This is a genomic window from Pseudomonas sp. KCJK8993 (assembly GCF_046230915.1).
Lineage (GTDB): Bacteria > Pseudomonadota > Gammaproteobacteria > Pseudomonadales > Pseudomonadaceae > Aquipseudomonas > Aquipseudomonas piscis.
Genome location: NZ_JBJJLO010000032.1, coordinates 1 through 13,694 on the forward strand (window position 1 = coordinate 1; position 13,694 = coordinate 13,694).

Annotated in this window: 15 protein-coding genes; 9 read left to right on the forward strand and 6 right to left on the reverse strand. The window is 63.5% G+C overall.

Annotated features, from left to right (window positions below; translation table 11 throughout):
* The 4 genes from ACK6AU_RS12815 to ACK6AU_RS12830 all read left to right on the forward strand — a co-directional run.
* Positions 1 to 429, forward strand: a 429-nt coding sequence (locus ACK6AU_RS12815; RefSeq protein ID WP_409299526.1) for an FGGY-family carbohydrate kinase, incomplete at its 5' end; no start/stop codon positions are given.
* A gap of 129 nt (positions 430 to 558) precedes the next feature.
* A complete protein-coding gene (locus ACK6AU_RS12820) occupies positions 559 to 1,062 on the forward strand; it encodes a hypothetical protein (RefSeq protein ID WP_409299527.1) in 504 nt (167 codons plus the stop codon).
* Positions 1,059 to 1,277, forward strand: coding sequence for a DUF4287 domain-containing protein (locus tag ACK6AU_RS12825; RefSeq protein ID WP_185698709.1), 219 nt, complete (start codon positions 1,059 to 1,061; stop codon positions 1,275 to 1,277). Before ACK6AU_RS12820 ends, ACK6AU_RS12825 begins: the two co-directional genes overlap by 4 nt.
* 142 nt (positions 1,278 to 1,419) lie before the next feature.
* A complete protein-coding gene (locus ACK6AU_RS12830; RefSeq protein ID WP_409299528.1) occupies positions 1,420 to 3,540 on the forward strand; it encodes a TonB-dependent receptor family protein in 2,121 nt (706 codons plus the stop codon).
* Between the two features lie 36 nt (positions 3,541 to 3,576).
* On the opposite strand, the gene ACK6AU_RS12835 is transcribed toward ACK6AU_RS12830, so the two are convergent.
* Positions 3,577 to 4,074: a hypothetical protein gene (locus tag ACK6AU_RS12835; RefSeq protein WP_185698711.1), complete on the reverse strand. Its 498-nt coding sequence runs from the start codon at positions 4,072 to 4,074 to the stop codon at positions 3,577 to 3,579.
* A 159-nt stretch (positions 4,075 to 4,233) separates the two neighbouring features.
* Between ACK6AU_RS12835 and ACK6AU_RS12840 the strand changes: the two genes are divergently transcribed.
* Entirely contained in the window at positions 4,234 to 4,590 is a 357-nt protein-coding gene (locus ACK6AU_RS12840) for a hypothetical protein (protein ID WP_409299529.1), read from the forward strand.
* A gap of 123 nt (positions 4,591 to 4,713) precedes the next feature.
* The gene (locus tag ACK6AU_RS12845; RefSeq protein WP_260497956.1) at positions 4,714 to 5,262 is read left to right on the forward strand and encodes a hypothetical protein; all 549 of its coding nucleotides are present in this window, start codon (positions 4,714 to 4,716) and stop codon (positions 5,260 to 5,262) included.
* Positions 5,263 to 5,322: 60 nt separating this feature from the next.
* On the opposite strand, the gene ACK6AU_RS12850 is transcribed toward ACK6AU_RS12845, so the two are convergent.
* From ACK6AU_RS12850 to ACK6AU_RS12865, 4 genes are all read right to left on the reverse strand, one after another.
* On the reverse strand, positions 5,323 to 7,032 hold the full coding sequence (locus ACK6AU_RS12850; protein WP_409299530.1) for an amidase: 1,710 nt from the start codon (positions 7,030 to 7,032) through the stop codon (positions 5,323 to 5,325).
* A 284-nt stretch (positions 7,033 to 7,316) separates the two neighbouring features.
* A complete protein-coding gene (locus tag ACK6AU_RS12855; RefSeq protein WP_409299531.1) occupies positions 7,317 to 8,174 on the reverse strand; it encodes a tetratricopeptide repeat protein in 858 nt (285 codons plus the stop codon).
* Entirely contained in the window at positions 8,171 to 8,584 is a 414-nt protein-coding gene (locus ACK6AU_RS12860) for a hypothetical protein (protein WP_409299532.1), read from the reverse strand. Before ACK6AU_RS12860 ends, ACK6AU_RS12855 begins: the two co-directional genes overlap by 4 nt.
* Before the next feature lie 20 nt (positions 8,585 to 8,604).
* Positions 8,605 to 9,450, reverse strand: a complete 846-nt coding sequence (locus ACK6AU_RS12865; RefSeq protein WP_409299533.1) for a Suppressor of fused protein (SUFU) — start codon at positions 9,448 to 9,450, stop codon at positions 8,605 to 8,607.
* 154 nt (positions 9,451 to 9,604) lie between these two features.
* Between ACK6AU_RS12865 and ACK6AU_RS12870 the strand changes: the two genes are divergently transcribed.
* Positions 9,605 to 9,964 carry a hypothetical protein gene (locus ACK6AU_RS12870; protein ID WP_409299534.1) on the forward strand — a complete coding sequence of 120 codons (360 nt, stop codon included), beginning with the start codon at positions 9,605 to 9,607 and terminating at the stop codon, positions 9,962 to 9,964.
* Positions 9,965 to 10,041: 77 nt separating this feature from the next.
* Here the strand turns inward: ACK6AU_RS12870 and ACK6AU_RS12875 are convergent, their stop codons facing one another.
* Positions 10,042 to 10,833: a LuxR C-terminal-related transcriptional regulator gene (locus ACK6AU_RS12875; RefSeq protein ID WP_409299535.1), complete on the reverse strand. Its 792-nt coding sequence runs from the start codon at positions 10,831 to 10,833 to the stop codon at positions 10,042 to 10,044.
* 138 nt (positions 10,834 to 10,971) lie between these two features.
* On the opposite strand from ACK6AU_RS12875, the gene ACK6AU_RS12880 reads away from it, so the two are divergent.
* Both ACK6AU_RS12880 and ACK6AU_RS12885 read left to right on the forward strand, forming a co-directional pair.
* Positions 10,972 to 12,075, forward strand: coding sequence for a polyamine ABC transporter substrate-binding protein (locus tag ACK6AU_RS12880; protein ID WP_185698718.1), 1,104 nt, complete (start codon positions 10,972 to 10,974; stop codon positions 12,073 to 12,075).
* Between the two features lie 218 nt (positions 12,076 to 12,293).
* A complete protein-coding gene (locus tag ACK6AU_RS12885; RefSeq protein WP_409299536.1) occupies positions 12,294 to 13,514 on the forward strand; it encodes a contractile injection system protein, VgrG/Pvc8 family in 1,221 nt (406 codons plus the stop codon).
* The last annotated feature ends 180 nt before the right edge of the window (positions 13,515 to 13,694 follow it).

The window sequence follows — 13,694 nt, forward strand, 5'->3', positions numbered from 1 at the left end:
GCACACCCCGGGGCAAATATCTCCCGGGCATCCCCGGGGGCCTGGTCTTCCGCCCGGCGCCGGGGATGGGGGGCAAGGAAGAAACGCTCAAGCCTAAAGACCCCCCGCCGGGGGGGGGCGGGTGGCGGTTCCCAGGGCGAGGGGGGGATGCAACTGACCGCCGATATCTTCGGCCTGCCGGTGGAGCGTCCGCATGTCTACGAGGCCTCGGGGCTGGGCGCGGTGATCGCCTGTGCGGTGGGGTTGGGGCTGTACCCGGATTTCGCCACGGCCATCAGCGCCATGACCCGGGTCGGCGCGGTGTTCGAGCCCCAGCCCCAGGCCCGGCAGATGTACCAGCGACTGTACAGCCAGGTGTACCTGCGCATGTACCGCCAGCTTAAGCCGTTGTACCAGAGCATCCGCCAGATCACCGGTTACCCGGCTTAGCGGAAGTGCCGGCCAGCGGCCAGGAGCGGGCGAACGCCTCCTGGGTAAAAAGTCCTCCCAGGCGCCAGGGCTGATCTATCGTGATCAAGGGGCAGGGCCCCTTCGACCACCCACGCCTACGAGACGAGCATGAACCGCCAGGAAGCGCTGAACATCCTGTGGCAACGACTGTTCCTCATCTTTGTGCTGCTATTGGCGGCGTCCCTGGTGTCGGTGGCCATGGCCGACGGCTATACCATTCCCTCGGTGGTGTTCATTGCCGGCAACATCGGCGGCTATGTCGGCTTTCACCGCCAGCTTTCCACCCTCAGCGACGAGCAGATCATCGGCTTGTGCAGTTCCTGGTTCAGCCTGGTACTGCCGTCGTTCATCGGCGGCATCCTCGCCGGCCTGCTGTATATCCTGTTCATCTCCGGGGTGGTGCAAGGGGAGCTGTTTCCAACGATCGTTGCCGATCAAACCTGTGGCTATCGCGAGAACAGCTTCTACGTGATCTTCTGCCAGCACGCCGGTGGTTATGCCGCCTACGCCAAGCTCTTGTTCTGGTCCTTTGTCGCGGGGTTCAACCAGAACTACGTGGTGGACCTGATCGATAACATCAAGGGCAGCCAGAAGACGGAGAATCAGCCATGAATGAACAGCGCCAAGGGCCGGCGTCGTACTTCCCTTCCATTGAAAAGAACTACGGCCAGGAAAAGAAATACGGCCACTGGCTGGAGTTGCTGGCAAGGGGCGGCGGCAAGAAACACATGGAGCTGGTGGCCTGGCTCAAGACCGAACATGGCATGGGCCATGGCCACGCCAATGCCCTGGTGGCGCACTTCCTGGCGGGCACCCAGGACCGCTAGTCCCCCCGCGTGCCTTTCTGTGAACGCCTGACTGCCGACATCCGCTTTCCTGGCGAAATAAGCCAAATTCCTCTGTGTTCTCTTCGTTCTTTCCTGCGTCGCACCTTGCATTGCTCTCTTTTTGCCTGTCGGAGTTTTCTCGATGTCTGCGCCAAAATCCTTGCCCACGGCCCTGTTGGGCCTGGCCCTGGCCTGCCCGGCGTTTGCCGAAACCCGTGCCGTGGAGCTGGCTCCGGCGCAGGTCCTGGGACAAGGCCAGGAGGACGCCGGGCAGGGGGCTGAAGAATCCCGGGCGCAGCTGGCCCAGGTTCCCGGCGGAAGCAACCTGGTGCAGATGAGCCGGCCATTGCAGGGCCGGGTGGCCAGCAACCAGGACGTGCTGGCCTACCAGCCCGGGGTCTATGCCCAGTCCGCGGGCAACGAGGGGGTGAAGATCTCGATCCGTGGCTCGGGCATCAACCGTGCCCCCGGGGCCCACGCCTCGGGGCTCTACACCCTGCTCGACGGCCTGCCCCTGAGCGGCCCTGGCGGAACCCCCTACGAGCTGCTGGAGCCCCTGTGGGTCGACCGGGTGGAGGTGCTGCGCGGGGCCAACGGCTTCGACCGTGGCGCCCTGGCCCTGGGCGGCGCCATCGACTACATCAGCCATACCGGCTACGACGCGCCGCTGTTGCAGGTGCGCTACGCCACCGGCAGCCACGGCTACCAGCAGCGCCAGGTCAGTTCCGGGCAAGTGCTGGGGGACTTCGACTACTACGTCTCGCTGACCGATTCCAACGCCGACGGCTACCAGCGCCATACCGCCAGCGACAGCCGGGGAGTGGTGGCCAACTTCGGCTATCGCTTGAACCCGAACCTGGAAACCCGTTTCTACCTGCGCTACCGGCAGACCGACAACGACCTGGCCGGGCGGGTGACCAAGCATTCCATCGAACATTCCCCCCGGGCGGCCAACCCGGCCTATGTGTCCCGGGACGACCGGCGCAAGCAGCCGGGCAGCACCTTCGTCGGCAACAAGACCACCTGGTACATCGATGACGATTCGAGCCTGCAGGCCGGCCTGGTCTACCACGACTACCCCATGGACCTGCGCGAAGGCCCCAACCGCCTGAAGGTGGCGTATAGCGATGTCAGCGGCACCCTCGACTACAAGCGCCGCGACACCCTCTGGGGCCTGGAGAGCCGCAGCACCCTGGGCCTGCGGGTGACCAAGCACCTGCCCAACGACGGCGCCAGCGAGTTCGTGCGTATCCCCACTGGCACTACCAGTGGTTACGCACCGGGCACGCGGATGCGCAATTTCACCTACCAGGGTTCGGACAGCGTCCTGCATTTCAGCAATGATCTGGAGATCGCCGACGACCTGTGGCTGACCACCGGCCTGGCGGCCATCTACACCCGCCGCGAGAGCGCGGTGACCTATCCCGAGGGCGGCGGCAAGACCAGCCTCGGCGACTGGGACTATGCCCCGCGCCTGGGCCTGCGCTACCAGTTGAACCGCGATGTGCAGCTGTTCGGCAACCTCAGCCGCTCGGTGGAGGCGCCGCATCCCTGGTCGCTGATCTATAGCTCCAACTCCTACTTCCAGAGTGGTGTGGCTCAGGGTACTCAGCGCGACCCGATCAAATTGCGCAATCAGACCGCCACCACCCTGGAGCTGGGTGGCCGTGGCGACAGCGCCCTGGGCCAGTGGAGCCTGGCCTGGTACTACGCCCAGGTTCGCCATGAACTGTTGTCGGTATGGCCGGATGCCAACGCCACCAGACCTTATGAAGTCAACGCCAGCCCCACGGTGCACCAGGGGGTGGAGGCCAGCCTGGAGAGCGAGCTGTGGTCGCGGCCCGGGGTGGGGCGCCTGGGCCTGCGCCAGGCCTATACCTTCAGCGACTTCCACTACCGCGACGATCCACGTTTTGGCGGTAACCGCCTGCCGGGCCTGCCGATGCACTACTACCAGGGCGAGTTGCGCTACGACTGGCCGCAGGGCTTCTTCGCCGCCGTCAACACCCAGCTGGTGTCCAAGGTGGCGGTGGACTACGCCAACAGCTACTACGCCGACCCCTATGCCCTGTTCGGCGCGACCCTGGGCTACAACGCGCCGAAGAACGACTGGCAGGCCTGGGTCGACCTGCGCAACCTGACCGGCCAGCGCTATGCCGCCACCGTTACCCCGGGCTACGACGACAAGGGCCAGGATGCCGCCCGTTCGACCCCGGGCGAAGGCCTGGGGGTGTATGTCGGAATGTCCTGGAGCCTGCGCTAGGGCCGATGGTTGGGCCGGGCGCGACGGCGCGCGGTGTCAGTTGCGAAAGTACAGCTCGTCCAGTTGCCGCCGGCGTATCGCCAGGTACTCCTCCCAGACCTTGGGGAAGTCCTCGTCCCGGGTCAGGGGGAAGGTCAGGTAGATGAACTGGCCAGCCACCCGGATGTACTGGCGCTCACGCTTGAAGGCCGGTTGTTCGCAGACCGAGACGCTTTCATCGTAGCCGGGGTGGTGGTGATGGATGCGCACCCGGTGCGGGGCAAGCATGGAACGGGTGAAGTCCAGCACCCAGCCCTGGTCCGGCCCCATGGCCAGGTAGCCCTGGGTGCCGTCCTCGCAGAGGCTGATGCAGGAGCGGGCCTGGGCGCCATCTTCGTCGTTGACCAGCACGATCTGGCTGTCGAAGTAACCGATGCGCTGTTGCCCGGGGCCTTCCAAGAGTAGGCTCCAGCCTTCGGCGCCCATGCGAAATTCGCCACGGTAGGTGAACCGGGCCGTCCAGCCGTTGGCCAGGGGAACAGGGTGGTCGTTCATCGGTGTCCTATGGGAAAAAGGGTCGGCAGTAGGGTACAGGGCGCCAGCGAGGTTTGACGAGGCTGGACTGTTGGTGCCGGGGGGCATCCCTTGGCATGGTCGCCGTGCAATTTCAGGAGAACCACCCTGCCCGCAGGGGACCTGCAACGGATCTACGACTTGTTGACCGGATTGCTGCGAGCGATCCAGGGCGGCGCGCCCGGGGCTCTGGCGCAGTACGGCATCAGTGCCGCGATTTATGAGGAAATGCTCGAGGAGCTCGAGGAGCTCGAGGAGCTCGAGGCGGGCGCGGCCTGCCTGGCCAGTCTTGCGCTGCCCGCCTGGGAGAGGGCGCCGACGCCCGACAGGAGCGGGCGAGTGGACTTCGACTGCTACCCGACCCAGGAACCGGGCACGCTGCGAGTGACATGCCGGCTGTGGTCCGCGGGCCGGCCCGGCGAGCTGAGCCTGACGGCCGACTATTGCCCGGGCCAGGCCGCTTCGCCGCTGCAGTTCAGGCTGTTGGAGGTGCAGTAGCCGCCACGGCTCAAGGTCGTGTTCGATAAGGCTATCTAGCTTGCCCCGAGTGCTTTACATTCGCCGCCCTGACGAATGGACGTCAGGCCAGGTGTGAGAGTTGATCGGGAGGATCAGGCCGTTATGCACAGATTTGCACACATGATCGATGACCAGTGGGTCGAGCACAGCTACCCGCCGGTTTTCCAGATCGCGCCCTTCAATGGCGGCGAGCGGGTGGTAGCCGGCGTGCCGGGGTCCGATCCGCAAGTGTTGCTCAGCCTGGCCCGTTGCCTCACCCAGCCGCTGCTGTTGTTGTTCGTACTGCATACCAGCCGCGAGGGGGTGCCGGTAGGCCGCTACATGAGCCCGCCGTTGTCCCTGGCCGAGGTCGCGGACTTCATCGATGAGTTCAAGCCATTGCTGTGTGGCGACAGTCGCTTCGATTTCTGGGTGCACTCGCCCGAAGACCAGGCCACGGTGGCCTGGGATCGGCACAACCTGATCTACGCCTATGGCCCGCTGGAGCGTTATGCCAGCGCGTTGTATGCCCTGGGTTTTGGCCTGGGCGAAGCGCAGATGCCGGTGCCCCATATGCATTACTACCATCCGCAGCTGGATGAGCTGTGCAGGCAGTTGATCGCGCGGTTCGACTGGCAGCATTCGCCGCTGCAGCCCGGGGATGAGCAGTGAGGCCTTGAGCGGGCAGGAATGAGGATCGGGGCCACGGCGGCCCCGATTGCGTTTTTTGCGTTACTGCACGGCCAGCTTGGGCGTGCGCGGCGGCACCAGGCGCTTGCTGCCGGTGGACTCGTAGGCCGAGGCCAGGCGCAGCAGGTTCGCATCGTCATAGGCCCGGCCGGCGAAGGTCAGGCCCACCGGCATGCCGATGTCCGCCATCACGCCCATGGGCACGGTGACGGTGGGCACGCCCAGGTGGCGGATGGCGAGGTTGCCGTTGGCCACCCATATGCCATTGCTCCAGGCGATGTCGGCCGACTCGGGGTTGATGTCGGCATCCGCCGGGCCGACGTCGGCGACGGTGGGGAACAGCACCGCGTCCAGCCCTTGGGCGTCCATCCAGTCTTCCAGGTCGAGCTTGCGGGTCTGCTCCAGGCCGCGCAGGCCATCGGCCAAGGTAGGGATCTGGTCCCAGGTCTTGAGGCCGCGCTTGGCCATGTTGACGTACTCGTCCATGCCCGCCGCCAGGTCATCCTCGCGGTTGGGCAGGGTGCCCGGGTCGTGGGGGAAGATCCGCGGCCCGTCGACATCGGCCAGGCGGTTGAGCTTGGGATCGTCGTTGGCCCGCAGGAAGTCGTCGAAGGCCCAGCCCGAGAGTTCCCACAGCTCGTCATGAAGGAATTCCTTGCTGACGATGCCGCGATTGAACACGGTGGGCGCGCCGGGGCGGTCGCCTTCGCAGTTGGACACCAGCGGGAAGTCCACTTCCAGCACCTCGGCGCCGGCAGCTTCCAGGGCCTGGCGTGCCTGGCGCCAGAGCTCGATGACCGACGCGCGGGTGACGATGCGCTGGCCGGTGGGGCCGCCGATTCCTGGCTTGGCGCTGGTGCCGGCCTCGGGGTCGGCATTGATGTACATGCGCGGCACGCCGAAGCGCTTGCCCTTGAGGGCGCTGGCGTCGGCCGCCAGTTGCGGGTAGGAAACGGGGCGCACGCTGGCCACGGCGGGGATCGGCACCCAGGGCTGCAGGCGCCACAGGTCGCCGCGTTTATCCGGGTCTTCGGCGACCACCACGTCCAGCACTTCCAGCAGGTCGGCCATGGTCCGGGCGTACGGCACCACCACGTCCATGGTCGGGGTCAGCGGCCAGTTGCCGCGTACCGAGATCACCCCGCGCGAGGGGGTGTAGGCGCAGAGACCGTTGTTGGAGGCCGGGCCACGGCCGCTGGACCAGGTCTCCTCGGCCAGGCCGAAGGCACTGAAGCTGGCGGCGGTGGCGGTGCCGGCGCCGTTGGACGAGCCAGAGGCGAAGGGCGCGGTCAGGTACTGGGCGTTGTAGGGGCTTTCGGCGCGGCCATAGACCCCGCGCTGCATACCGCCGTTGGCCATGGGCGGCATGTTGGTCTTGCCCAGGCAGATGGCGCCGCCGGCGCGCAGGCGCTCGATGGTGAAGGCGTCGCGCTGGGCCACCAGGTCCTTGAAGGCCGGGCTGCCGGAGGCGGCGGTCAGGCCCTTGACCAGGTAGCTGTCCTTGGCGGTGTAGGGGATGCCGTCCAGTGGCCCGAGGAGCTGGCCCCTGGCGCGGCGGGCATCAGAGGCTTGCGCTTCCTCCAGGGCCTGGGGATTGCGCACCACCACCGCGTTGAGGGCGGTGGCCGTGGCGGGGCCGTCGTAGGCATCGATCCGCGCCAGGTAGGCCTGGACCAGTTCCACGGCGGTGGTCTGGCCGGACTCGAGGGCGGCGCGCAGTTGGGCAATGGAGACTTCGGTGACTTCGATCATGCGGGTTCTCGTGGTACGGCTTGGCGCGGCAAGGGTTGAGTCGGGGCGCCAGTCAGTCAAGTGGGGTGATCCTTACAGGAGCGAAACTTGCTCGCGATGCTCGTGGACGGCAGCGCGTATTGACGGGATAAACCCAGCGCGCTGAAGTCCATCGCGGGCTAGCCTCGCTCCTACCCTTGCCTTGACTGATCGGCATTGGGGCTTGGGGGCCTTTTTAGCACCAAGTGTCCGTCAGCGGAATCTCCGCTCGATCGCAGGTGCGCACGTTGGGCCAAAAGGCCGGGTCATCTGGCGTGTGGGTCGATATGGGCCTTGACCCGCCAGTCATCCTGGCCGGCCTGGGGGATCGGCTCGCCGACAAAACGATAGCTGCCCAGGGCCTGGAGGATGGTTTGGTCCAGGGGCGTATCGCCAGAGCTTTCCAGCAGCTTGAGCCGCGGTTCAGCGGAGCCGGGCACGAACCGCACCTCGACCACGGCTGGCTTCACATCAGGTCCGAGCTTGAGCTTGCCGAGCGTTCGATGCTGGAGCAGTCGGAGCTTGCGGCTGAGCCGGCTCCTGGCTGAGGCGGTCCAGACCTGGTTGTACCGCGCTTGCTGCTCGGCATTGAGCTCCAGGCCCTGGCCACGCAGCCGGTCGATGCCTTTCCAGGCATCGTCGCCGCTCTGCTTGAGAACGCTGAAGTACAACTGCTGCGCCCCCGGAAGGTCTTGTGGGCCACCTTTGCCTTCCTCCATCAACCTGGCCAGGGCCAGGGCACTTTCCCTGCTCCCGGCCGCCGCGGCACGCTGGTAGTGATCCCTGGCCCGGAGATAGTCGGCCTCTTGTTCGTCCAGGCGCCCGAGATGGTAGTAGGCCCCGGGATTGGCTTGGGCTTGCGAGAGATACAAGGCTCTGGCCCGGGCCGTATCCTGCACGACTCCATGACCGCGTTCGTACAGGGTGGCGAGCAGGGTCTGGCACATCGGGTTGCCGGCTTCGCCCTGGCGGCGGATATAGTTGAGCATCTCCCGCGAGAGGGACTCCTGGTCGCGGTAGTGCCAGCAGCGCAGGCCGACCATGGCGTCGGTCTGCGCGCTGGTGTCGCTCTGGCAGCCGCCGAGCAGGCTGCCGAGCAGCAGTAAGGCAAGGATCTTGTTCATGGCAGGCTTCGATTGAATACGCCCAGGTAGTCCAGGGTCTTGGTGCCCTGCCGGGGAGGTGGCTGGTCATCCAGCGCGGCGCTGGCGACCAGGATGAAGTGGCTATGGTCGCTGGCGACCTGCGAGTGCAGCCGCTGGCGCTCGACGTCGCTGTGGATCAGCGACTCCAGGTAGTGGGGGTGCTCTTCCCGGGGCAGCAGTTCGATGAAATCCGAATCCAGGTGCCGCTCCAGCTCTTGCGCCAGGCGCCAGGTCGGGTTGTGGTCTTCCCAGGCCTGGTACTGGGCAGCACTGGCCTCGGGGCCAGGTTCGGCTTCCCATTGTTCGAAGGCGAACAGCTCGGCCTCGGCGTGGCTGGCGAAGCGGGCGGCGAACAGATGGAAGGTGAAGTACGGATAATGCTCCGGCACTGGCTAGGCTCCTGGTCGGTTCAGATCACGCTGGCGCGTTGCAGATGGCTCACGTGCCCCAGGCCCGAGGCATCCAGGCGCGCCACCAGATCCGCCCGGGCCTGGGCGCCGCCATTGCGCACGTAGTCCAGTTCCGAGGCGGTGATCAGCACCACCGGTACCAGGAGCACCGGCGACAGCGGCATGTCGGCCACGGTGGTGGGGAAGCTGGCCGTGGGACCGCCGATCAGCACGCCGGCGCAGTCATCGGCGCTGACGAAATGCGCCGGCAATTGTTCGCTCATGGCGCGGGACTCGCTGACCCCGGGCAACTCCAGGGACAGCACGCCATGACGTTCCAGGCGCGAGCGATAGCCACCGGCATCGGCCACCGTCGCCGCCACGCAGCGCAGCAGTTCGAAGCACCAGCTGGCCGCGAAGGGATGCACGTGGCCCAGTGGCCCCTGGGCGTGGGCGGGGATGTCCGGGGTATCGATGAACAGCTCCATTTCGAAGCCGTTGCCCAGGCCTTCGCCCTCGACGCCATCGAACGGATCGGACAGGCCCTCGGTGGCCAGGATGATGCTGTGGGGCCGACGCACGACGCGATAGGCCTGGCGAGTGGAGGGCCAGTGGGGGCCCCCCATGAAGCTTGGACTGATGGCGAAGCCCAGCACATCCTGTTCGCAGGTTCCGATGCCTTGCCAATGGCGGTCCAGGCAGGCGGTGCCAGCGTCGAGCAGGGCGATCAGTGCCTGCTCCTCGGCGCTGGGCTCATGAGGCGTCGGGGCCAGGCTGGAGCCTTCGGGTTCGCTCTGGGGTTGGGCTTCTTGGCGAGTGGCGACAGGTGGCTTGAAGGCGCTGAGCAGTTTGTGCAGGAGATTCAACGGGCGGTCCTTGCTGGCATGGGAGTGGTTCGAGGGCGCTGGCCGGGGCGCATTGTGCCGGGTTGGGGAGGGCGTGTGAACCGTTCGGCATAGGCTTGTGCTCCTGGCGCCTGGCAAACGAGAATGCGCCCCCGATCAAGCACAGGTGTATCTGATGCGTTATCCGAAGAAGCTCAGCCCGGAATTTTCCGGAGCCTTGCGCACGTTCAGTTTCTGGGTGGCCAATGGCACCCTTGGCCATCCGTTGCTGGAGGGCATCGACTACCGTGCCTGCATGGTAGAGGAGCCGAGCATGCTGGAAGTCGCCTATGCGATCTTCGCCAATGTCCTGGAGCTGGACGAGCAGGGCGTACCGGTCAATGCCAAATATGCCGAGTACCGGGCCGCCCAGCACATCCGCCAGTACTGTGATCCGCACTATCAGGCCCGGCCCGGGTTCGAGGAGTGGGAGGTGGAGTTGTTCGGTCCACCGGACAGGAACGACGCCAAACCATGGCCGCCCGGCGTCGCCTAGCGCCAGTCACCTGCACTCCCCGATCGAACAGGGCCGCCATGGCGAGCTGCAGGTCGTTCGAGGCGTGAGCGCCAGGTTCAACCCGGAGCCGAAATATCCTGTTTGGGCATGCACAGGCGCGCGAACAGTTCGGACTGCGACTTGATCTTCAGTTTTGCGTAAATATTGCGGCGGTGAACCTTTATCGTCTCTGCCGAGAGGGAGAGTTTCCCCGCGATCTCTTTGCTGGAGAACCCGCTCAGCAACAACCGCAGCACGTCGCTTTCACGCGTGGTTATCTGTGTGCCCAGCTGGGTAATCGTTGCTGACCATGGGTGGAGTGCATGGACGCTTTTATCTACGTCGACCTCGAAGTGCATGCGCTGCTGCATGAGTGCCATGACCCACGGCTTGATGATGTCGAGCACGGTGATCTGGTTCTGATTGAAATAGCTACGGCTGCCAATTGAAATACACAATGTCCTCTCTGCATCGAGTTGGACGTTGTATTGCACTTCATCCACGGAAATATACTGCGCGAAGTATTCGTTGTAGTACTCGGTTTCAAAAAAGTACTCCGGCGCAATATCCAGAAGATGAAAGAAACCGCTTTGCGGGTTCTCTCGATTGGCTATGTAGAATGGGTCCAGCAGGTACAGTCCTTTGATATAGCGTTGGGTGAAGGCGTCGACTTCTTCTATATCCGCTACTTCAGGGAGGCTGACCACCTGAACGTGTTTGTCGCTAAAGATCAATACCACCCAGTTGTCGATTGGCACATGCTCATTCAATGTGCGCACCAGCGAACTCCAGAAGTCCGGGCGATTCAACTGCGTGATCAGTTTTCCGATCGATCGATGCCAGGCCAGATTCTGAAGGTCGAGTGACATTTTCTACCCCTTTAGGGTTAACAAGTCGTAGGTAAAGGGTAAGTATTCGTAGGTATTTACTATTCGTTAACGACCGGTATATTCACTGCCGGGGTTCACGATAGCCATGAAGGCACGTCGTCTTGACAAGGATGTTGCATGAGAAAATCACATTTGCGAATCATTTTTTCGGCCGTGTTTCTCTGTGCAGGAATAAACACATCGGCGGCTGCTGCAGAGCCCGGAGTGTACCTGTACAACTGGTTCGGGCTCATTGCACCCCAGACTCCCAAGGAGTTCGAGCGCGAAGCAGGCGTCAGGATTCACATGGATGCATTTGACAGTGCCGAGATCATGCAGAGCAAGGTCATGGCCGGGCGTACGGGATATGACGTGGTCGTGGCAACCTCCAATGTGCTGCCAGGCCTGATCCAGGCGGGGGTACTGCAACCGCTGGATCGCAGTCAACTGGACAACTTGTCGCATATCGACCCTGATATCCTGGCCCAACTCGCCGTCAATGATCCTGGTAATCGTTATGCCGTACCCTATTTATGGGGTACTACCGGCATTGGTTACGATGTGGATAAAGTCAAAGCGGCATTGGGCGATGATGCTCCAGTCGATAGCTGGGACTTGATCTTCAAGGAAGAGAACATCAGCAAACTCCAATCCTGTGGCGTGGCAATGCTTGATTCTTCCAGCGAAATCATTTCGATTGCCTTGCATTACCTGGGATTACCCAGCAACAGTCGCAATCCGGACGATTATCAAAAAGCTCAAGAGTTACTGTTGAAGATCCGCCCTTACATCGTCTATTTCGATTCATCCAAAATCGATACCGATCTGGCGGACGGCAATATCTGTGCAGTAGTGGGTTGGGCCAATGGTGCACTTGCAGCGCAGGCGCTCAATGAAAAGAGCAACACCGGGCGCAGGATCACCTACAGCCTGCCTCGCGAAGGTGCACTGGTCTGGTCGGAAAATCTGGTAGTGCTGAAAGACGCTCCGCACCCCCGGGAAGCAATGGCGTTCATTAACTACATGATGCGGCCGGAAGTTATCGCCAAGACTTCAAACCACACGTTGTATCCGAATGCCAATAAAGATGCCGCCGAGTTCGTCGAGCAGAAGTTGCGAGACAATCCGTGGATCTATCCAGACAAAAAGACAGTAGCCACCCTGGTTCCCCTCGAACCGTTGCCGTTGAAGCTGGAACGAATTCGCACGCGAGTCTGGACCAAGGTCAAGAGCAGTATTTAACCGGACCTGGCGGTGCTGAACGGGTGGGGGCGGACGTGTCCCCCCGTGTTCTGCAATGAACCGTTGCTGCGAGCCCCAAGCGTGAAGTTTCCTCGCTCCTCATTCTGATGTCTGGACACGCAGGCTCTTCGCAGCGGTCCTGGGCCGATGTGCCCGGTTTCTGGCATTGCTGTCGGTGACAGTGTCAATCAACGCTTCATGCAGGAAGAGAACAGCGGATGTTCGTCCCAGCCAATCAGACCCATTTCAGTTTGACGATCGACGGCTTCGAGCACGATTTTCACGTGCTTGCCTTCTCTGGGGAGGAGGCGATCAGCAAGCCTTATTTCTTTACGGTGGAGCTTGTGGGCGGGCGGCCTGGAATGGATCTCCAGCGCCTTGTCGATGCCGAGGCTTTCCTGGCCTTCGACACCCGGGGCAACGGTGTTCATGGGCGGATCTACCACATTCAGCAAAATGCGGATCGCTACAACCTGGTGCTCGTACCGCATTTGTCCTACTTGCGCCACGGCGTCAACCGCAGGATCTATCAGCGGTTCCCGGTGCCGAAGATTATCGCCTTGATCCTGGAAGAGCACGGGATCCTGGGCGATGCCTATCGGCTTGAGTTGAAGGCGAGCTATCGCGCGCGCGATTACTGCACCCAGTACGACGAAACGGATTTGCACTTTATCCAGCGCTTGTGCGAGGAGGAGGGCATTCACTTCCACTTCCAGCACAGTGCCCAGGGCCATGTACTGGTGTTTGGGGATGACCAGGCGGTGTTTCCCCGTATTGGCTCGCCTGCGTCCTTTGGGCACATGCGTGGCCGGGAGGCCGGCGGGTCGGTCGGGCCGACCCTGTTGCCCGCCGCGGAGCGCCGCTACTGGAGCGATCGCCATGAAGGGCAAGGCGAACAACCGGGCCTGGCCAGTGGGCATGTCGTGGGCCTTTCTGGTTATCCGGGCCGGGAGTGCAAGGATCTATGGCTACTGACCGAGGTCACCCATGAAGGCAAGCAGCCACAGGTACCAAGAGACGATGCTGGCAGCGTCGTAGACGAGGACGGCTTGCTGGAGGGATACCGCAGCCGTTTCACGGTCCTTGCCTGCAACACGACCTACCGTCCTGTCCTGATCCACCGCAAACCCCAGGTGCCGGATCAGCGAGCTGTTGTGATCGCCCTGGATGAGCAGGAGAGGTTGTCGGGGCGGCCCCCGGAAAGGATCGAGGTCATGTTTCCCTGGGATCGCGAAGGCCGATTCGACGACAAGAGCCGTTGCTGGTTGTCGGGGGTGGCCAGCTGGGGCTGTGAACGGACGCCGCTGCGAGCAGGGGTTGAGGTCACGGTCACCTTTCCCGACAGCGACCCCGATCATCCGCTGATCAGCGGTTGCCGGTGTTGCCCAGAGGAGCTTGCGCCGTTCGCCGGTGCCTGGGCAAGGCCCAGGCGACAATGAACCGGGGGCCCGGGTCGACCTTGTGACCGGCTGCGTCAGATCTGCGCTCGGGGTGTTGCCGGCCGTCACCACCCGCTCTTCGGTCAAGCTCGCCCGCCTTGCCAGGGCGAGCATGCAGCGGGGGTATCTGTCGCTGACCCAGGGGGTTGCTGGCAGGCCGCAGTACGGCAGGGCTCCTGC